A 20332-nucleotide genomic window follows, 5' to 3' on the forward strand; every position below is an offset into this window, starting at 1 on the left:
CGAAGCGTTACAGTCGTCCCAGATCGTTGACCAGAGCTAACAACATCACTCCGACCACCAAACTGATACCGATCTGTATCCCCCAACCCTGCACCCGATCCGACAAGGGGCGACCACGCACCCACTCGACCAGATAAAACAACAGATGCCCCCCATCCAATACAGGAATGGGCAGCAAATTCAGAACTCCAAGGCTAATACTCAGATAAGCCAGGAAATTCAGGAAATCCGCGACACCCGACTGGGCAGAAGCGCCCGCCACTTTAGCAATGGTTATCGGTCCACTCAAGTTTTTTACCGAGAGCTCGCCGAACAACATTTTCTTGAGCGATTCCAGGGTGAGCACACTCATGGTCCAAGTGCGTTTTGCACCCTCGCCAATCGCCGCTACAGGCCCGAAGCTGACCTCGCGCACCATCGATGGCGGCCATTCGACACCCTTGACCCCGGCACCGAGATAACCCCCGGCCGCCTTGGCTTCCCCGCGAACCGACAGGGTCACGGGGACGTCGATTTGAGCACCATCGCGCTCAACTTTCAGCACAATTTTGGTATCAGGACGTACACGCACCAGGTCGACTACTTGCTGCCAGTCGCCCAGCGGCTGACCATCAAGGGCCAGCAAGCGGTCGCCGGTTTTCAGACCTGCGGCTTGCGCCGGGCCTTTTGAATCCAGCTCGGCGAGCACCGGCGGCAGCGACGGACGCCATGGGCGAATCCCCAGCGACTTGATCGGGTCGGGTTCGTCCGCCCCTTTGAGCCAGTGATCCAGGGTCAGCTCGCGCGGGGTTTCGGCAGTCGAATCCTGCTCGCGCACCAGCACATGGATGGTGCCGCTTTCACCCATGCGGCGCACCAACTGCAAATTGACGGCGCCCCAGCCTGTGGTCGGCTCGCCATCAATAGAAACAATTTCCTGCCCAGCGACCAGCCCGGCCTTGGCCGCCATGCTGTCCGCCTCGACCGCGCCGATCACCGGGCGCACCTGCTGGCTGCCCAGCATGGCCAATACCCAGAAGAACAGCATCGCCAACAGGAAGTTGGCAATCGGCCCGGCTGCCACAATAGCGATACGCTGACCCACGGTCTTGCGGTTGAAGGACTGGTCCAGTTGCTCCGCGGGCACTTCGCCTTCGCGCTCGTCGAGCATCTTGACGTAGCCGCCCAGCGGAATGGCCGCAATCACGAACTCGGTGCCACGTCGGTCGTGCCAGCGCAGCAACGGCATGCCGAAACCGACGGAAAAGCGCAGTACCTTGACGCCACAACGACGTGCCACCCAAAAGTGGCCGAACTCGTGGAAGGTCACCAAAACACCCAGAGCGACCAGGGTGCCGACAATCATGTAGAGCGCACTCATCTAATTTCTCCGCATTCCAATCCAGTGCCTCAAGGCTCAAACCTGCCCCAAGACTAACGCGCGTTGCGGTTCAACCATTGCTCGGCCAGCGCCCGAGCTTTTGTATCAGCTTCGAACACTGCGCCCAAATCATTTACTGGCACGACCGGCTCAAGGCTCAAAACGTCCTCAATGATACTCGCGATCTGCGGAAAGCGGATTCGCCGTTCGAGAAACGCCGCCACCGCGACTTCGTTGGCCGCATTGAGCATTGCTGGCGCACTGTTGCCCGCCTGCGCAGCATGCCGCGCCAGGCGCAAACACGGAAAGCGCTGTTCGTCCGGTGCTTCGAAGTCCAGGCGCGCAATCGCGAACAGGTCCAGGGGCGCCACACCGGAATCAATCCGCTGCGGCCACGCCAGGGCGTTGGCGATAGGCGTGCGCATATCGGGGTTACCCAATTGCGCCAATACCGAACCGTCCACGTAGTCGACCAGGGAATGAATCACACTTTGTGGATGGATAACCACCTCGACCTGATCTGGCCGGGCGTCGAACAACCAGCACGCCTCGATCAACTCCAGGCCTTTGTTCATCATGCTCGCTGAATCCACCGAAATTTTGCGCCCCATGGACCAGTTCGGGTGCGCACAGGCCTGATCGGGAGACACGTGCTCCAGCTCGGCCAGCGGAGTTTGACGGAACGGGCCGCCGGATGCCGTAAGAAGAATCCGCCGCACACCGACTTGGCTCAGGCCACGCGCAAAATCACCGGGCATGCATTGGAAAATCGCGTTGTGCTCGCTGTCCAGCGGCAGCAGCACGGCGCCGCTGTTGCGCACCGCCTGCATAAAGAGTGTGCCGGACATCACCAGCGCTTCTTTGTTGGCCAGCAAAATCTTCTTGCCGGCATCAACCGCCGCCAGCGTAGGACGCAAACCTGCGGCCCCCACAATGGCTGCGACCACGGTGTCGACCTCGGTATCGGCCGACACCTGGCACAAGCCCTCCTCGCCCACCAGCACCTGCGTAGCAAGGCCAGCAGCTCGCAGTTCTGCCTGCAAACCACGCGCCGCAGCCGCCTCGGGCACTACAGCAAAGCGTGGTTTATGGCGCGAGCAAAGGGCGAGCAATTCAGCTAACCGCGTAAAACCGGTCAGGGCAAACACTTGATAGCGGTCCGGGTGGCGAGCGATCACATCCAGGGTGCTCAGCCCAACCGAGCCGGTCGCACCCAATACCGTCACCTGTTGCAAACGGCTCACGAAGCGGTCATCCACAGCAGCACGGCAAAGATAGGGATAGCGGCGGTGAGGCTGTCGATTCGGTCGAGCACGCCGCCATGACCCGGCAACAGGTTGCTGCTGTCCTTGACCCCGGCCTGGCGCTTGAACATGCTTTCAGTGAGGTCGCCCACCACCGAGATAAACACAACAATCGCGGTGCCCAACAAGGCCAGGAGGATTTCCTTCAACGCCCAGTCGCGCACCACACCCACTACCAGCGTGATCAGCAAGGTCAATGCCAGGCCGCCGTAAACGCCTTCCCAGCTCTTGCCGGGGCTGACGGCCGGCGCCAGCTTGCGCTTGCCGAAGGCTCGACCCGAGAAGTAAGCGCCAATATCAGCGCCCCACACCAGCACCATCACCGCCATGATCAGCCAATTGCCCATCGGCGAATTTTTGATCTCGACCAGCCCTTGCCAGGCCGGCAGCAGAATCAACAAGCCAATCACCAGCTTGCTGGCCACACTCGACCAATGGCCACTGGTGCGCGGATAAGTCAGTACCAGGAAGGTTGCCAGCGCCCACCACAGTACCGCCGCCCCCAGCACCCAAGGCACGACAATGCTCGACAAGGTATGCATCAGGAACAGCAACAGCGCCACGACAGCGGCGTACACCACACGGGGCAATTGAGCGCTGAAACCCGCCAGGCGCGCCCATTCCCAAGCACCCAGGGTCACGACCAGGCCGATAAACAGCGCAAAGCTGGAACCGTTGAGCAGGAAGAAGCCACACAAGGCAATCGGTAGCAGGATAAGTGCTGTGATGATTCGTTGTTTAAGCATTTAAACCCGGGCTCCAGCTTCTATCTGCTCGCTCGTTTTACCGAAGCGACGCTGACGGGAAGCGAAATCGGCCAGCGCATTACGCATGGCATCGTGTTTGAAGTCCGGCCAGAACAGGTCGGAGAAGTACAACTCGGTGTAGGCCAACTGCCACAGCAGGAAGTTGCTGATGCGGTGCTCGCCACCGGTACGGATGCACAAGTCCGGCAACGGCAAGTCGCCCGTCACCAGGCAGGTTTGCAGCAGGTCGGGCGTAATGTCGTCCGGCCGTAGATGACCGGCCTGCACTTCACGGGCAAGCCGCTGCGCAGCCTGGGCGATGTCCCACTGGCCACCGTAGTTGGCTGCAATCTGCAGCACAAAACGATTGGCACCCGCAGTGATCGCCTCAGCTTCGCGCATGGCCGCCTGCAGTTCCGGGTGGAACCGCGAGCGATCACCAATGATCCGCAGGCTGATATTGTTGTCGTTGAGGCGCTTGGCCTCACGACGCAGAGCCTTGAAGAACAGGTCCATCAGGGCACTGACTTCTTCGGCCGGGCGCTGCCAGTTCTCGCTGGAGAAGGCAAACAGCGTCAATACTTCGACCTTGGCCTCGGCACACACCTCAATCACGGCGCGCACCGCATCGACACCCGCTTTATGCCCGGCAACACCCGGCATAAAGCGCTTTTTCGCCCAGCGATTATTCCCATCCATGATGATCGCGACATGGCGCGGCACCACGGAAGGTACAGTCTGCTTGGTCTTTTCCATGAAGGCGTCCTGACCCCTTATACGGCCATCAGGTCCTTTTCTTTTTCTTCCGTGGCCTTGGTGATCTGGGCCTCGGCATCTTTGGTCAGCTTGTCGATATCGGCGACGGCGCGACGCTCTTCGTCTTCGCTGATTTCTTTGTCCTTGACCAGTTTTTTCAGGTCACCCAACGCATCACGGCGGATGTTACGCACGGCAACGCGTGCATCTTCCGCTGCGCTGCGCGCCTGCTTGGTGAAGCCCTTGCGGGTTTCTTCAGTCAAGGCCGGCATCGAGATCAACAGCAACTCGCCGAGGTTGGTCGGGTTGAGGTTCAGGCCGGCGCTCTGGATTGCCTTGTCGACGGCGCCGAGCATGTTGCGCTCGAAGGCCACGACTTGCAGGGTGCGCGAGTCTTTTACGGTGATGTTGGCGACTTGGGTGATGGAAGTGTCTGTGCCGTAGTACGGCACCATCACGCTACCCAAAATGCTCGGGTGGGCCTTGCCGGTACGGATCTGCCCAAAAGCGTGGTTCAGAGAATCCAGGGATTTGTGCATGCGCTCTTGAGCGTCTTTCTTGATTTCGTTGATCATTGTTGGCCTTCCTCGATCAGAGTCCCTTCCGCGCCGCCGTGTACGATGTTCAGCAGGGCGCCGGGCTTGTTCATGTTAAATACGCGCAGAGGCATCTTGTGGTCGCGGCACAGGCAAATAGCCGTCAGGTCCATCACGCCCAGCTTGCGATCCAGTACTTCATCGTAAGTCAGATGATCGAACTTCTCGGCATGCGGGTCTTTGAATGGGTCTGCGGTGTAGACGCCGTCCACCTTGGTGGCCTTGAGCACTACGTCGGCATCAATTTCGATGGCGCGCAGGCACGCAGCCGAGTCCGTGGTGAAGAACGGGTTACCGGTACCCGCAGCGAAGATCACCACTTCCTTGGCGTTCAAGTGGCGCATGGCCTTGCGGCGATCATAGTGATCGGTCACGCCGACCATGGAAATAGCCGACATCACGATTGCCGAGATGTTGGCACGCTCCAGGGCGTCACGCATGGCCAAGGCGTTCATCACAGTGGCCAGCATGCCCATGTGATCACCGGTGACCCGATCCATACCGGCCGCACTGAGTGCCGCACCACGGAACAGGTTGCCACCACCGATCACCAGGCCGACCTGGACGCCGATACCGACCAACTGGCCGACTTCCAGCGCCATGCGGTCGAGCACCTTGGGATCGATCCCGAACTCTTCCGAGCCCATCAGGGCCTCGCCGCTAAGCTTGAGTAGAATGCGTTTATAGCGAGCTTGATAACCACTGCCCTGCTGAGCCATTGCGAATCTCTCCTGCGGCGTATTTTTAAAAATTCTTGGCGAGCCGTTTACGGCTTGCGTTCACTCTAGCTGGACGCTGTCACAGCGCCATCGGAACACGGCTTTGTAAGCCAGTTCCGATAGGAATCCAAATAAAATTGGCCTTCCCATTTGAAAAGAGGCTGCGCGCGTGAGCGGGCAGCCTCTTTCGGCGACAGTTAAAAACTGTCTTATTGCTTGGCGGCAGCCAGCTGGGCAGCAACTTCTTCAGCGAAGTTGTCGACCGGCTTCTCGATGCCGTCGCCTACTTTGTAGTAGGTGAAGGAAACGATTTCTGCACCGGCTTTCTTGGCCAGTTCGCCAACCTTGATCTCAGGGTTCTTGACGAACGCCTGCTCAACCAGGCTCGCTTCAGCCAGGAACTTGCTGATACGGCCTTTGATCATGTTTTCAACGATGTTTTCCGGCTTGCCGGCGATCTTGTCAGCGTTGAGGCTCAGGAACACGGCTTTTTCGCGTTCGATTGCGTCAGCGGACACTTCCGATGGCAGCAGGAATTCAGGGTTGCTGGCCGCTACGTGCATAGCGATGTCTTTAGCCAGTTCAACGTCGCCGCCTTTAAGGGCAACTACAACGCCGATCTTGTTACCGTGCAGGTAACCGCCAACCACATCACCTTCGATGCGAGCCAGACGACGGATGTTGACGTTTTCGCCAACCTTGCCGACCAGTACCAGGCGAGCAGCTTCTTGAGCTTCGATCAACGGTTCAACAGTTGTCAGCTTGTCGTCGAATGCTTTTTTGACGCTGGCAGCAACGAATGCCTTGAAGTCGTCCTGCAGAGCCAGGAAGTCGGTCTGCGAGTTCACTTCCAGCAGAACCGCGGCTTTACCGTCTTCAACCAGAGCGATAGCGCCTTCAGCCGCTACGTTGCCTGCTTTCTTGGCAGCTTTGATCGCGCCGGAAGCACGCATGTCATCAATAGCTTTTTCGATGTCGCCGCCAGCCTTGGTCAAGGCCTTTTTGCAATCCATCATGCCTTCGCCGGTACGCTCACGCAGTTCTTTAACCAACGCTGCAGTAATCTCTGCCATTTCAAAATCCTCTTGGATAGGTTTTCAACCATTCCACCCGATCAAACGGGCGATCAATTCTTCCCGAATCTCCGTTGTAGGCCGCTGCACATGACAGGGCAATGATGCACCGCCACACGTGGGCGCCAACAAACGGTTTTCGAGGTGGCAAAAAGGGGGCCAAGCCCCCTTTTTGCTTACTGAGTCAACGCCAGGGCGTCAGTTACTCAGCGGCAGCTACCGGAGCTTCTTCAACGAACTGCTCGGTACCACCAGCAACGTGGTTGCGACCACGGATTACAGCGTCAGCCATCGAACCCATGTACAACTGGATAGCGCGGATTGCGTCATCGTTGCCTGGGATGATGTAGTCAACGCCTTCCGGGCTGCTGTTGGTATCGACTACGCCGATAACCGGGATGCCCAGCTTGTTGGCTTCGGTGATCGCGATGCGCTCGTGATCAACGTCGATAACGAACAGTGCGTCAGGCAGACCGCCCATGTCCTTGATACCACCCAGGGAACGATCGAGCTTTTCCAGATCGCGAGTGCGCATCAGCGCCTCTTTCTTGGTCAGCTTGGCGAACGTACCGTCTTCGGCCTGGATTTCAAGGTCACGCAGACGCTTGATGGAAGCACGGATGGTTTTGAAGTTGGTCAGCATGCCGCCCAACCAGCGGTGATCGACGTACGGCGAACCGCAACGTGCTGCTTCTTCAGCAACGATCTTGCCAGCGGAACGCTTGGTGCCAACGAACAGAATCTTGTTTTTGCCCTGGGCCAGACGCTCTACGAAAGTCAAAGCTTCGTTGAACATTGGCAGGGTTTTTTCAAGGTTGATAATGTGGATCTTGTTACGCGCGCCGAAAATGTATTTACCCATTTTCGGGTTCCAGTAACGGGTCTGGTGACCGAAGTGCACACCGGCCTTCAGCATATCGCGCATGTTGACTTGGGACATGATAGTTCCTTAATAAGTCGGGTTTGGCCTCCACGTATCCCAATGACCAACCATCGGCTTCAAGGCCTCCGGCACCCAGGTCATCGTGTCGACACGTGTGTGGATTTAAGCTTCGCGGGGTATCCCCGGAAAGCGGCGCATTTTATACCATACGAAGGACAAAAACGAAACCCGAATTCACAGTTGCCGTGTGACGCTTTTGCGCAACCCTTTGAATAGCCCCAACAAGCCCCATTTTATAGCCCATAGGCCTATGTGGAAGCGGGGTTGCTCGCGATGCAGCAGCTCGATACTGATGCCTATAGAAAGAAGCGATCACCAGGCGCTCATAATTTGCCACCCACGTCTGGTAGAATCACGTTTTTTGGGGTTTGTGCGAATTCTGTAACCTTTTGTCGCACGCCCGTAAACCGTATTGATTTCAGCGCGTCGCGCTAGAGAGAGCCTGTATGACCGTTACCTTGAAAACCGCCGAAGACATCGCCGGCATGCGCGTTGCCGGCAAACTGGCTGCCGACGTGCTGGAAATGATCGCCGAACACGTCAAGCCAGGCGTCACCACCGAAACCCTGGACCGCCTGTGCCACGACTATATAGTTGACGTGCAAAAAGCCATCCCTGCTCCGCTGAACTACAAAGGCTTCCCCAAGTCGATCTGCACCTCGATCAACCACGTGGTCTGCCACGGCATCCCGGGCGACAAGCCGCTCAAGGATGGCGACACCCTGAACATCGACGTCACTGTGATCAAAGACGGCTACCACGGCGACACCAGCCGCATGTTCCACGTCGGCACAGTGCCGGTCTGGGCCGAGCGCCTGTCGCAGATCACTCAGGAATGCATGTACAAGGCCATCGAAATCGTCAAACCCGGCTGCCGCCTGGGCGATATTGGTGAAGTGATTCAGAAGCACGCGGAAAAGAACGGCTTCTCGGTGGTGCGCGAGTTCTGCGGCCATGGCATCGGCAAGGTGTTCCACGAAGAACCACAGATCCTGCACTACGGCCGCGCCGGCACCGGCATGGAACTGAAAGCCGGCATGACCTTCACCATCGAGCCGATGATCAACCAGGGCAAAGCCGACACCAAAGTGCTGGGCGACGGCTGGACCGCCATCACCAAAGACCGCAAGCTGTCGGCGCAATGGGAACATACCCTGCTGGTGACCGACACCGGTTACGAAATTTTCACCCTGCGCGCCGACGACACGATCCCGCGTATTTCGGCGTAACGCTGGCCCTGGTTTTCCCACTCCGTGTTGTGACTGACTGATAGATAGAAAGGAAAGCCGATCGATGCCCCAGGTGGATCCCGAACTCTTCGACCGTGGCCAGTTCCAGGCCGAACTGGCACTGAAGGCAAGCCCCATCGCAGCCTTCAAGAAGGCTATCCGGCAGGCGCGCGAGGTGCTTGATGAGCGCTTTCGCAAGGGCCGGGACATTCGTCGGCTGATCGAAGACCGCGCCTGGTTCGTCGACAATATCCTGCAAAAAGCCTGGGAACAGTTCAGTTGGAGTGAAGACGCCGACATCGCCCTGGTGGCGGTTGGCGGCTACGGGCGTGGCGAGCTGCACCCTTACTCCGACATCGACCTGCTGATTCTGCTCGACAGCGCTGATCATGAGATTTTTCGCGATTCCATCGAGCGGTTTCTGACGCTGTTGTGGGACATCGGCCTGGAAGTCGGGCAGAGCGTGCGCTCGGTAGACGAATGCGCCGAAGAGGCCCGCGCCGACCTGACCATCATCACCAACCTGATGGAAAGCCGCACCATCGCCGGCCCCGAACGCCTGCGCCAGCGCATGCTCGAAGTCACCAGCACCGCGCATATGTGGCCAAGCAAGGATTTCTTCCTGGCCAAGCGCGCCGAGCAAAAAGCCCGGCACCACAAGTACAACGACACCGAATACAACCTGGAGCCCAACGTCAAAGGCTCGCCCGGCGGGCTGCGTGACATCCAGACGATCCTGTGGGTGGCCCGTCGCCAATACGGCACGCTGAACTTGCGCGCCCTGGCCGGCGAAGGTTTTCTGGTGGAAAGCGAGAACGCGCTGCTGGCCTCCTCGCAAGAGTTTTTGTGGAAGGTGCGTTACGCGCTGCACATGCTCGCCGGGCGCTCCGAAGACCGCCTGCTGTTCGACCATCAGCGCTCTATCGCGACCCTGCTGGGTTATGAAAGCGAAGATGCCAAAACCAGCATCGAAAGCTTCATGCAACAGTATTACCGGGTGGTCATGAGCATCGCCCAGCTCAGTGACCTGATCATTCAGCACTTCGAAGAAGTGATATTGGCCCCCGAAGACGAGGCGCCACCGCAACCGATCAACTCGCGCTTCCAGTTGCACGACGGCTATATCGAGGCGCGCAACGACAACGTGTTCCGGCGCACGCCATTCGCGATGCTGGAAATCTTCGTGCTGATGGCCCAACAGCCGGAAATCAAAGGCGTGCGCGCCGACACCATCCGCCTGCTGCGCGAAAACCGTCACCTGATCGACGACGACTTTCGCAACGACATTCGCAATACCAGCCTGTTTATCGAGCTGTTCAAGTGCCGCATCGGCATCCACCGCAACCTGCGCCGGATGAACCGCTACGGCATTCTGGGGCGTTACCTGCCGGAGTTCGGCTTTATCGTCGGGCAAATGCAGCATGACCTGTTCCACATCTATACGGTGGACGCGCACACCCTGAACCTGATCAAACACCTGCGTAAGTTGCAGTACACCCAGGTCTCAGAGAAATTCCCGCTGGCCAGCAAGCTCATGGCGCGGTTGCCCAAGCCCGAGCTGATTTACCTGGCCGGCCTGTACCACGACATTGGCAAGGGCCGGCACGGCGACCATTCGGAAGTCGGCGCGGTCGACGCAGAGGCCTTCTGTCAGCGCCATCAACTGCCCGCGTGGGACAGCCGGCTGATCGTCTGGCTGGTGCAGAACCACTTGGTGATGTCGACCACCGCCCAGCGCAAGGACTTGTCCGACCCGCAGGTGATCCACGATTTTGCGCAAATCGTCGGCGACGAAACGCACCTCGACTATCTGTACGTGCTGACGGTGTCGGACATCAACGCCACCAACCCGACCCTGTGGAACTCGTGGCGCGCCAGCCTGTTGCGCCAGCTCTACACCGAGACCAAGCGCGCCTTGCGCCGTGGCCTGGAAAACCCAGTGGACCGCGAAGAACAGATCCGCCGCACCCAAAGCGCGGCGCTGGACATACTGGTGCGCGGTGGTAATGACCCGGACGACGTCGAGCAGCTGTGGTCGCAACTCGGCGATGATTACTTCCTGCGCCACACCGCCGGCGACGTGGCCTGGCACAGTGACGCGATTCTGCAACAGCCGGCCGATGGCGGCCCGTTGGTGCTGATCAAGGAAACCACCCAACGTGAATTCGAGGGCGGCACGCAGATTTTCATCTACGCACCGGACCAGCACGACTTCTTCGCGGTGACCGTGGCCGCCATGGACCAGCTCAACCTGAACATCCATGACGCCCGGGTTATCACCTCAAGCAGCCAGTTCACGCTCGACACCTATATTGTCCTCGACACCGACGGCGACTCGATTGGCGACAACCCCACGCGGGTTAAAAAAATTCGCGAAGGCCTCACCGAAGCCCTGCGCAACCCCGACGACTACCCGACCATTATCCAGCGCCGGGTGCCGCGCCAGCTCAAGCACTTTGCGTTTGCGCCCCAAGTGACCATTTCCAACGACGCCCAGCGCCCGGTCACGGTGCTTGAACTCAGCGCGCCGGACCGCCCAGGCTTGCTGGCGCGCATTGGCGGGATTTTCCTGGAGTTCGACCTGTCGTTGCAGAATGCCAAGATTGCAACCCTCGGCGAGCGCGTGGAAGACGTGTTCTTCATCACCGATGCCGACAACCAACCGCTGTCCGACCCAGAGCTGTGCCGACGTTTGCAGGCAGCAATCGTCCAGCAATTGAGCGTGACCCAGGAGCCCGGCGTCGAGCTGACACGCCTGACGATTTGAATTTTAACGTTGTGAACGCGATTCGTGTGGCAGCGATGCTAACGCAGGCAAGCCAGCTCCCACAGGGTCAGCGTTCATCCTGACAGAGAACATCATGAACAACGCCCTCAACCAGTTGCAGCCCTACCCGTTCGAAAAATTGCGCGCCCTGCTGGGCAGCGTCACGCCGAACCCGGAAAAACGCCCGATTGCGTTGTCGATTGGCGAGCCCAAGCACACATCCCCGGCATTTGTTGCCCAGGCAATGGCTGATAACCTCGACCAGATGGCGGTTTACCCCGCCACCTTGGGCATCCCGGCCTTGCGTGAGGCGATTGGCGCCTGGTGCGAACGCCGCTTCAATGTGCCCAAGGGCTGGCTGGACCCGGCGCGCAACATCCTGCCGGTGAACGGCACGCGCGAAGCGCTGTTTGCCTTTACCCAGACCGTGGTAAACCGCAGCGACGACGCATTGGTGGTAAGCCCGAACCCGTTCTACCAGATCTACGAAGGCGCCGCCTTCCTTGCAGGCGCCAAGCCGCATTACCTGCCGTGCCTGGATGAAAACGGCTTCAACCCGGACTTTGACGCCGTGTCTGCGGACGTCTGGAAACGCTGCCAGATCCTGTTCCTGTGCTCGCCAGGCAACCCTACCGGCGCACTGATCCCCGTCGGCACACTGAAAAAACTCATCGCCCTGGCGGACGAATACGACTTCGTCATCGCCGCCGATGAGTGCTACAGCGAGCTGTACTTCGACGAGCAAACCCCGCCGCCGGGCCTGCTGAGCGCCTGCGTCGAGCTGGGCCGCAATGACTTCAAGCGTTGCGTGGTGTTCCACAGCTTGTCCAAGCGCTCCAACCTGCCAGGCCTGCGTTCGGGTTTTGTGGCCGGCGACGCGGCTATCCTCAAGGCATTTTTGTTGTACCGCACCTACCACGGCTGCGCGATGCCGGTGCAAACCCAACTGGCCAGCGTCGCCGCCTGGCAAGACGAAGCCCACGTGCTGGCCAACCGTGACCTGTACCGCGAAAAATTCGACGCGGTGCTGGCGATTCTGAAGCCGGTGCTGGATGTGCAAAGCCCGGACGGCGGGTTTTACCTGTGGCCGAATGTGAATGGCGATGATGCTGCGTTTTGCCGGGACTTGTTCGTGGAGGAACACGTAACCGTGGTGCCGGGTTCGTACCTGTCACGCGAAGTCGACGGGGTTAACCCTGGCGCCGGTCGCGTGCGCATGGCGCTGGTCGCGCCGTTGGCGGAATGCGTGGAAGCGGCCGAGCGGATCCGCGCGTTTATCCAGCGCAAGCAGTAACTGCTTTCACACCCGCACCGTGCAACGCGGCGCGGGGTTGACAGGCGCCGTTACCGGCGCCGTTTAATCGCTGCCAATGGAACTGAATATTCAGAACACACCACGCAAGGTGGGCAAGGCCGTTATTGCTTAACTAACCTCACTTACGCCTTCACAGGAATAATGATGACTGTTAACGCCACGTTTAACTTGTACACCAGCCCTGCACTCCCCGCCCTGCAAACAGCGCCAACCGAAGCAATCAGACATGCCCGTGGCATTGCCACTACTGCATATCTATGGCCACAAAACTCAACCATTACCATCTGCATGTTTGACATGCCTGACGGCGCAAAAGACTACATCAAAAAAAATATAAACCTTTGGCAGCCTTACACTAATTTGAAATTTGATTTCATCAACAGCAATGATGGCGATATCAGGATATCGGGAAAAGAAGATGGTAGCGGGAGTTGGTCAGCCATCGGCACGGAGGCAAAAACACGTCCCATCGACGACCCCACCATGCACATTGACCTCATTCAAACAGCTGATTTACTGAACCAAATAATACGGCATGAGTTCGGTCACGCACTGGGCCTCGAGCATGAACACCAACACCCGGATAACACTATAAAGTGGGACACGAAAAAGCTGTATAAGGCCGCTGCACTGGATAATATTCCAGACGCGGAAACCTATGATAATTTCTTAAAACCACACGACTCAACAACCAAAACCCAATCAGCTTATGACCCCGAGTCAATTATGCACTACAAAGTTCTGCCTTCGGTAACCACCGATGGCAGTCAAGTCGATTTCAACGAGGAGTTATCAGAAGGCGATAAAAAATTTATGACATTTCTTTATCCTCCCGCCCCTATACCGCCGCCGCCCTGATGCTTATTTCAGGGCTGCCAGGTCAGTAGCCCTGCCTCACTCCCCCACCTAACGCAGTGCAGTGCACTTGTCGCCCCCTCAGTCATCACGGGTGCGTAAGCACAAACAATAGGCCGGGAAACGCTATAGCGTTCAGGAAGAATAAACAGGCATCGGTCCAACCCGTTGAGTGCCACTGATGATCAATAACTTGCCACCGATACCTTTTTATCCTCGCCAGTGCGAGCCGTCCATTGCACCTGACCGTTTAGCCACCCACACACAAAGCCTTTCCAGGAGCCGGCGCAATATCGGTGAGCCGGACAAATATTGGCCGCAACACAGTACGCTCAAGATCGCTCTGTATGATTACGAAATCGACGATGAATACGTGCAGGCGGTCATAAAAGCCGCCAGCCACTGGTTGCCGCATATCAATCTGAAATTTGAATTCGTGACCGGCGACGAAGGTGATGTGCGCATCTCGCAGAATCTTGCGGGCGACGTCGGCGGATCATCGAAATTAGGAACTGACGCCAAAGAAAAACCCTGGTACCCCAGCATGTACCTGCCGAGGAACCATGCGGACCCAAGGTTTGAATACGTGGTGATGCATGAATTCGGGCACATGCTGGGTGCCCATCATGCCCACCAACATCCCGAAGCCCATATTCCTTGGGACATCAAAAAAATAGCTGAAAGCTACAAGCTTACGGGCTACATGAACGAGCAGGATATGAAGAAAAACCTGCTGCCGCTGCCTCGCACCAGCACCTACGACTTCCTGCCTTACGACCCCGACTCGGTCATGCACCACGAGGTCGAACCGAGCATGACTGATGGCAATTGGGGCCAGAGTGAGTCCTGGGAAATCAGCGACGGGGACATTGCCTGGGCACACAAGGCCTATCCAACGCCGGAACAGCCTTAGGCCAACACGGATTTACTTTTGCAAACCAAGGTTCGCCTCGCTCATATCGAGGTCGGCCAACACCTCGCGCAACACGTCATCACCAATCTGGTGATGACGGCTCAAGCTGTACAACTCCAACCGCTGCGCGCGCAAGGCCTTGAGCCGCAGCTTGCGCTCAAGCTGGTCCATCTGCTGCGCCAGCGCCTGGGCTTCGGCAGAATCGTTGAACACGTCTAACTGGTGGCGATATTCCGACATCAAACGCGCCTTCAGCTCGGTCGCCAGCGCGGCCTGAGCGGCGTCCTGGCTTTCGGTTTCTGTCGGTTCCTGAGCTTCCAGGGCATGAATGGCGGCCACCGCGGTTTTTTTCCACGCTTCGCGCACTTCATTCTGGCGCTGCTCGTCCGGGCTTTTTTCGATACCGCGCAACAGCAAGGGCAAGGCGATGCACGCGGCGACCAGTGAGAGCAGGATGACCCCGGCAGCAATAAAGATCAGCAAGTCGCGCTCGGGAAAATCCTGCCCCGGCGCCAACAGCAAAGGCACCGACATCACACCCGCCAGCGTCACCGCACCGCGCACGCCGCCGACGGTCAACAGCCAGCAGGATCGGGCCGTCGGCACCATGGTCAACTCGCTTTTGCCACGAAGGCGGCGCAGCAAACCCGACAGCCGCCAGATGCTCTGCACCCAGATAAAACGCAGCACGACCAGCACCAGAAAAATCGCGATCACTTCCAGGCAGCGATACAACAGGGTTGGCCACAGCGTCGGCTCATGGCTCACCACCGCCTTGATGATGTCCGGCAACTGCAGGCCCAATAACAGGAAGATCAGGCCGTTGAACGCGAACTCCAACAGCGACCAGACGCTGCGATTGAGCAAGCGTGTGCTGGTTTGGCGTGGCAGCAAGTCGAGCCAGCTTTGCATCATGCCCGCCGCTACGGCCGACAAAATACCCGATGCGCCCAGGCGTTCAGCCAACACATACGCGGCGAACGGCAGCAGTAACATGAACACCACGTGGGTGGCCGGGTCGTCCCAGCCCCGCGCGATCATCCAGGCACGCAACCGGCCGACCAACCAGCTCAATGCCACGCCGACGGCCAGGCCACCCACCGCCACCAGCACAAAGGTCAGGCTGGCATCCGCCAGGGAAAACACGCCGGTCAGCGCCGCCGCCAGCGCGAACTTGAACGTCACCAGGCCCGAGGCATCATTCATCAAGGCTTCGCCCTGCAGCATGTGCATCAGCGGCTTGGGCAAACGATTTTGGGAAATAGCTGACACCGCCACGGCATCGGTCGGTGATAAAACAGCCGCCAGGGCGAAGGCAACCGGCAGTGGGATTGCAGGCAATAGCCAATGAATGAAATAACCGGCGCCAACCACCGTGAACAGCACCAACCCTACCGCCAGCGTCAGGATTGGCCCGCGCAGGCGCCACAATTCGCGCTTGGGCATGCGCCAGCCGTCGGAGAACAACAGCGGCGGCAGGAACAGAAACAGGAACAGCTCCGGGTCCAGGGCCACATGCAGGCCCAGCGTGGGCCAGGCCAACAAGGCGCCGGCGGCGATCTGCACCAAGGGTAACGGCAGAGGAATGACACGCCCGACAAGGCGCGAAACGCTGACCAGCATCAGCAGGATAAGAACGGTGTAGGCGGTTTGCATAACGCGGGGTTCCCGGACAATCGGCTTGCAACGACACTTATCTGGCAACAACTGGCCGTTGAAGTGCCATATTACCCGGCTATGTTACCCACCCGGGCGCTGCATGACCGTGACGAGCGGCACCCAAACGCGCTGGTCATGGCATAATCCGGGATCTTTAGTTTTTTTCGTACACAGCATCAGATCAGAGGGGGGCAATTCCTTGACCGCTTCAAGCAAAACGTTGCACCTTTTTGGCATCAAAGCCTGCGACACCATGAAAAAGGCCCGCACCTGGCTCGATGAGCACGCGGTGAGCTATGCGTTCCACGACTACAAAACTGCCGGTATCGACCGCGAACACTTGACCCAATGGTGCAACGAGCACGGTTGGCAGGTGGTTTTGAACCGTGCGGGCACCACCTTTCGCAAACTCGAAGACGAATGCAAAGCCGATCTCGATCAGTCGAAAGCCATTGAATTGATGCTCGCACAACCCTCGATGATCAAGCGCCCAGTGCTCGATCTCGGTGACAGAACCCTGATTGGCTTCAAGCCAGATAGTTATTCGGCAGCCCTTACGTAGGCCAGCCCTTCCATTTTTGTAGAGGTAACAGCATGTCCAACTCCCTGTTCAGCCTGGGCTTCGGCGTCGGCACTCAGAACCGCCAAGGTGCTTGGCTGGAAGTGTTTTACGCACAACCGTTGCTCAACCCGTCGGCTGAAATCGTCAACGCCATCGCGCCGATCATTGGTTACACCGACGGCAACCAGGCCATTACATTCACTGTCACCCAGGCCTTGCAAATGGCCGACGCGCTTAAAGGCGTCGACAGTGCTCAAGCGGCTTTGCTCAGCCGCCTGGCTGAAAGCCACACCCCGCTGGTTGCCACACTGTTGGCTGAAGACGCGGCACTGACGTCCACGCCCGAGGCCTACCTCAAGTTGCACCTGCTGTCGCATCGCCTGGTCAAGCCGCACGGCCTGAGCCTGGCCGGTGTGTTCCCGCAGTTGCCGAACGTGGCGTGGACCAGCCAGGGCGCGATCGACATCAGCGAGCTGGCTGAACGCCAACTCGAAGCGCGCCTGCGTGGCGAGCTGCTGGAAGTGTTCTCGGTAGACAAGTTTCCGAAAATGACCGACTACGTGGTTCCGGCCGGCGTGCGTATCGCTGATGCCGCGCGTATCCGCTTGGGCGCCTACGTGGGCGAAGGCACCACGGTAATGCACGAAGGTTTCGTCAACTTCAACGCCGGCACCGAAGGCCCGGGCATGATCGAAGGCCGCGTGTCGGCAGGCGTATTCGTCGGCAAAGGCTCCGACCTGGGCGGCGGCTGCTCCACCATGGGCACGCTGTCGGGCGGCGGCAACATCGTGATCAAAGTGGGCGAAGGCTGCCTGATCGGCGCCAACGCCGGCACCGGTATCCCGTTGGGCGACCGCAATACCGTGGAGTCGGGCCTGTACCTGACTGCCGGGACCAAAGTTGCACTGCTCGACGAGCAAAACCAGTTGGTCAAGGTGGTTAAAGCCCGCGAACTGGCCGGCCAACCCGACCTGCTGTTCCGCCGCAACTCCGAAACCGGTGCCGTGGAGTGCAAAACCCACAAATCGGCTATCGAACTGAACGAAGCGCTGCACGCTCACAACTAAGCAGCCACTCGATGCCACTAGCGAGCCGTGCCTTTGCGGTGCGGCTCGCCATACGAGTCTTGAACACCATGCTTGTGCCTTCCCCCTGGCGCGCCGATTTTCCGGCCATCGCCACCCTGCAACGGCAAGACCAGACCTACCTGGACAACGCCGCCACGACGCAAAAACCTCAAGCCCTGTTGGATGCGATCAGCCATTACTACACTAATGGCGCAGCCAATGTGCACCGTGCCCAGCATTTGCCGGGCGCCCACGCTACCCAGGCCTTTGAAGACAGTCGCAGCAAGGTCGCGCAGTGGTTGAATGCAGGTGACAGCGGGCAGATTGTTTTTACCCACGGCGCAACCGCTGCGCTGAACCTCCTGGCCTATGGCCTTGAGCACTTATTCAATGCCGGTGATGAGATTGTCATCAGCGCCCTGGAACACCACGCCAACCTGCTGCCCTGGCAGCAACTGGCCAAACGTCGCGCGCTCACGCTGGTGGTATTGCCGCTGGGCGAAGACGGCGTGATTGACCTTGAAGCCGCCGCCGGGTTGATCGGCCCGCGCACGCGCCTGCTGGCGGTGAGCCAGTTATCCAACGTACTCGGCGCCTGGCAACCCCTGGAAGCCTTGCTGGCAATGGCCAAAGCCCACGGCGCCCTGAGCGTGGTGGATGGCGCCCAAGGCATCGTCCATGGCCGCCACGATGTGCAGGCGCTGGGCTGCGATTTCTACGTGTTTTCCAGCCACAAGCTCTACGGCCCGGACGGCGTCGGCGTGTTGTACGGGCGCAACGAAACGCTGCATCACCTGCGCCACTGGCAGTTTGGCGGCGAGATGGTGCAACAGGCGGACTACCAGAGCGCCAGTTTCCGCCCCGCGCCGCTGGGTTTTGAAGCGGGCACGCCGCCGATTGCCGGCGTGATCGGCCTGGGCGCCACGCTCGACTACCTGAGTTCGCTGGATCAACAGGCCGTGGTCGCCCATGAAACGGCCTTGCACGACTACCTGCTGCGCGGGCTGAAAGCACACAACGGCGTGCGCGTATTGGGTTCGCCGCACGTGGCGTTGGCCAGTTTTGTGGTAGACGGCGTGCACAATGCCGACCTCGCGCACGTGCTGACCGAGCAAGGTATTGCGGTGCGTGCCGGGCACCATTGTGCAATGCCGTTGCTCAAGGCGATGCACTTGTCGGGGGCGATTCGGGTCTCGCTGGCGCTGTACAACGATTCCGACGACCTGGAGCGTTTTTTTGAAGCGCTGGACCAGGCGCTGGAGCTGTTGCGATGAGCTTGCCGGTGGATGCAGTCAGCGCGCTGGAGGCTTTTCAAGCAGTCGGCAGTTGGGAGCAACGCGCGCGTCTATTGATGCAATGGGGCGAGCGGCTGCCAGCCCTGGCGGATGAGGATAAGGTCGACGCCAACCTCGTACAGGGCTGCGAAAGCCTGGTGTGGCTGGTCGGCCGCCTGCAAGATGGCCATTGGCAATTTGCCGCGCGCAGCGACGCGCGGATGATTCGTGGTTTGGTGGCGTTACTGCTGGCGCGGGTTAACGGGCTGTCGACTGCCGATTTGCAGAGGGTTGACCTGCCCGACTGGTTCGATCAACTGGGGCTGTCGCGGCAGTTGTCAGTGTCGCGCAGTAATGGCTTGAATGCGGTATTGCAGCGCATGCGAGAGCTGAGCCGTATACAAAACTGACTGTGGGAGCGGGCTTGCTCGCTCCTATCAAACTACGAATAACCTATTGTTTTTTTTGAAATTTATCTAGGTTTGTGGCTTTTGGGTTTGAGTGCATATCCGTTATTGAGGTTATGGCTTATATCGGTTTCGCTCTTACAGCGAGTCACTTTTGAACAGCGCAAAAGTAACCAAAACGCTCTTGCCCCACCACTCGGTGCCTCGCTGTGGCTCGGCATGCCCTCACTCCGATATTACGGAGCGGGCCGCCGCGACGGGGCGTCCCTGCCCCGTCGCGGCTAAACCGGCGTCCTGCCGATTTACCCGCTCCGTAATATCTGCGTTCGGCCATCGTGGTTTAACGGGGCGCCTTTAGATCAAAATCAAAAGCAGGCGGCCTGAAAGCCGACCCAATCTCACACGCTGAATGCGGTCAAATGTGGGAGATTCTATGGCTGAAAAAGCGGGACGCAGAGCGTCCGGAGCGGCATTACCACGCAGAGCGTGGGAACGATCATCTAAGCCGAGCTCGGTCAAACTGTGGGAGGGGGCTTGCTCCCGATGGCGGTGGGTCAGTCAACTCATGTATCAACTGTAAAACTGCTATCGGGAGCNAAGCCCCCTCCCACAAAAAGCAGAACAAGCAGAACAAGCAGAACAAGCAGAACAAGCAAAAAAAGCAGATCTACCGCGTATGCAAAACCCGCCCTTGATCTGCTTCAACCACTCAGGTCGGCTTTCAGGCCGCCGTGCTTTTGCTTTTGATCTTGATCTGAGAAGCGCCCCGTTAAACCACGATGGCCGC

18 protein-coding genes are annotated in these 20332 nt (G+C 58.8%); 9 read left to right on the forward strand and 9 right to left on the reverse strand.

Going from position 1 to position 20332, the window contains the following annotated elements:
• Positions 1 to 7: 7 nt before the first annotated feature.
• The 8 genes from rseP to rpsB all read right to left on the reverse strand — a co-directional run bounded on the left by rseP (position 8) and on the right by rpsB (position 7494).
• The gene (gene rseP / locus AO240_RS19380) at positions 8 to 1360 is read right to left on the reverse strand and encodes a sigma E protease regulator RseP (protein WP_099238417.1); all 1353 of its coding nucleotides are present in this window, start codon (positions 1358 to 1360) and stop codon (positions 8 to 10) included.
• A 53-nt stretch (positions 1361 to 1413) separates the two neighbouring features.
• A complete protein-coding gene (gene ispC / locus AO240_RS19385; RefSeq protein WP_099238419.1) occupies positions 1414 to 2604 on the reverse strand; it encodes a 1-deoxy-D-xylulose-5-phosphate reductoisomerase in 1191 nt (396 codons plus the stop codon).
• Complete coding sequence (locus AO240_RS19390; protein WP_099238421.1) at positions 2601 to 3410, reverse strand: phosphatidate cytidylyltransferase; 810 nt, start codon at positions 3408 to 3410, stop codon at positions 2601 to 2603. The genes ispC and AO240_RS19390 overlap by 4 nt, the downstream gene beginning before the upstream one ends.
• Positions 3411 to 4166 (reverse strand): polyprenyl diphosphate synthase, encoded by a 756-nt coding sequence (uppS, locus tag AO240_RS19395; RefSeq protein ID WP_058412421.1) that lies wholly within the window; start codon positions 4164 to 4166, stop codon positions 3411 to 3413.
• Positions 4167 to 4183: 17 nt separating this feature from the next.
• A complete protein-coding gene (gene frr / locus AO240_RS19400) occupies positions 4184 to 4741 on the reverse strand; it encodes a ribosome recycling factor (RefSeq protein ID WP_058412422.1) in 558 nt (185 codons plus the stop codon).
• A complete protein-coding gene (gene pyrH / locus AO240_RS19405) occupies positions 4738 to 5481 on the reverse strand; it encodes a UMP kinase (protein ID WP_003172271.1) in 744 nt (247 codons plus the stop codon). Before pyrH ends, frr begins: the two co-directional genes overlap by 4 nt.
• 209 nt (positions 5482 to 5690) lie before the next feature.
• The gene (gene tsf / locus AO240_RS19410) at positions 5691 to 6554 is read right to left on the reverse strand and encodes a translation elongation factor Ts (RefSeq protein ID WP_094950053.1); all 864 of its coding nucleotides are present in this window, start codon (positions 6552 to 6554) and stop codon (positions 5691 to 5693) included.
• Positions 6555 to 6756: 202 nt separating this feature from the next.
• Positions 6757 to 7494 (reverse strand): 30S ribosomal protein S2, encoded by a 738-nt coding sequence (gene rpsB, locus AO240_RS19415; RefSeq protein ID WP_058412424.1) that lies wholly within the window; start codon positions 7492 to 7494, stop codon positions 6757 to 6759.
• 449 nt (positions 7495 to 7943) lie between these two features.
• Here rpsB and map point away from each other — a divergent pair, with 449 nt between their 5' ends.
• The 5 genes from map (at position 7944) to AO240_RS19440 (ending at position 14576) form a co-directional block, all read left to right on the forward strand.
• Entirely contained in the window at positions 7944 to 8726 is a 783-nt protein-coding gene (gene map / locus AO240_RS19420; RefSeq protein ID WP_058412425.1) for a type I methionyl aminopeptidase, read from the forward strand.
• A gap of 64 nt (positions 8727 to 8790) precedes the next feature.
• Positions 8791 to 11493, forward strand: coding sequence for a [protein-PII] uridylyltransferase (locus tag AO240_RS19425; RefSeq protein ID WP_099238423.1), 2703 nt, complete (start codon positions 8791 to 8793; stop codon positions 11491 to 11493).
• Positions 11494 to 11587: 94 nt separating this feature from the next.
• Complete coding sequence (gene dapC / locus AO240_RS19430) at positions 11588 to 12787, forward strand: succinyldiaminopimelate transaminase (RefSeq protein ID WP_099238425.1); 1200 nt, start codon at positions 11588 to 11590, stop codon at positions 12785 to 12787.
• Between the two features lie 165 nt (positions 12788 to 12952).
• Positions 12953 to 13666 carry a M12 family metallopeptidase gene (locus AO240_RS19435; protein WP_158231395.1) on the forward strand — a complete coding sequence of 238 codons (714 nt, stop codon included), beginning with the start codon at positions 12953 to 12955 and terminating at the stop codon, positions 13664 to 13666.
• 178 nt (positions 13667 to 13844) lie between these two features.
• Complete coding sequence (locus AO240_RS19440; RefSeq protein ID WP_099238429.1) at positions 13845 to 14576, forward strand: M12 family metallopeptidase; 732 nt, start codon at positions 13845 to 13847, stop codon at positions 14574 to 14576.
• Positions 14577 to 14588: 12 nt separating this feature from the next.
• Here AO240_RS19440 and AO240_RS19445 read toward each other — a convergent pair whose 3' ends face one another.
• A complete protein-coding gene (locus AO240_RS19445) occupies positions 14589 to 16232 on the reverse strand; it encodes a Na+/H+ antiporter (RefSeq protein ID WP_099238431.1) in 1644 nt (547 codons plus the stop codon).
• A 202-nt stretch (positions 16233 to 16434) separates the two neighbouring features.
• On the opposite strand from AO240_RS19445, the gene AO240_RS19450 reads away from it, so the two are divergent.
• From AO240_RS19450 to AO240_RS19465, 4 genes are all read left to right on the forward strand, one after another.
• Positions 16435 to 16797: an ArsC family reductase gene (locus AO240_RS19450; RefSeq protein ID WP_099238433.1), complete on the forward strand. Its 363-nt coding sequence runs from the start codon at positions 16435 to 16437 to the stop codon at positions 16795 to 16797.
• A gap of 32 nt (positions 16798 to 16829) precedes the next feature.
• Positions 16830 to 17864 carry a 2,3,4,5-tetrahydropyridine-2,6-dicarboxylate N-succinyltransferase gene (gene dapD, locus AO240_RS19455; protein ID WP_099238435.1) on the forward strand — a complete coding sequence of 345 codons (1035 nt, stop codon included), beginning with the start codon at positions 16830 to 16832 and terminating at the stop codon, positions 17862 to 17864.
• 68 nt (positions 17865 to 17932) lie between these two features.
• A complete protein-coding gene (locus AO240_RS19460) occupies positions 17933 to 19138 on the forward strand; it encodes an aminotransferase class V-fold PLP-dependent enzyme (RefSeq protein ID WP_099238437.1) in 1206 nt (401 codons plus the stop codon).
• Positions 19135 to 19548 carry a SufE family protein gene (locus AO240_RS19465; RefSeq protein ID WP_099238439.1) on the forward strand — a complete coding sequence of 138 codons (414 nt, stop codon included), beginning with the start codon at positions 19135 to 19137 and terminating at the stop codon, positions 19546 to 19548. Before AO240_RS19460 ends, AO240_RS19465 begins: the two co-directional genes overlap by 4 nt.
• Positions 19549 to 20332: the final 784 nt, after the last annotated feature.

This window comes from Pseudomonas sp. ICMP 460, from assembly GCF_002723595.1.
GTDB lineage: Bacteria > Pseudomonadota > Gammaproteobacteria > Pseudomonadales > Pseudomonadaceae > Aquipseudomonas > Aquipseudomonas kitaguniensis.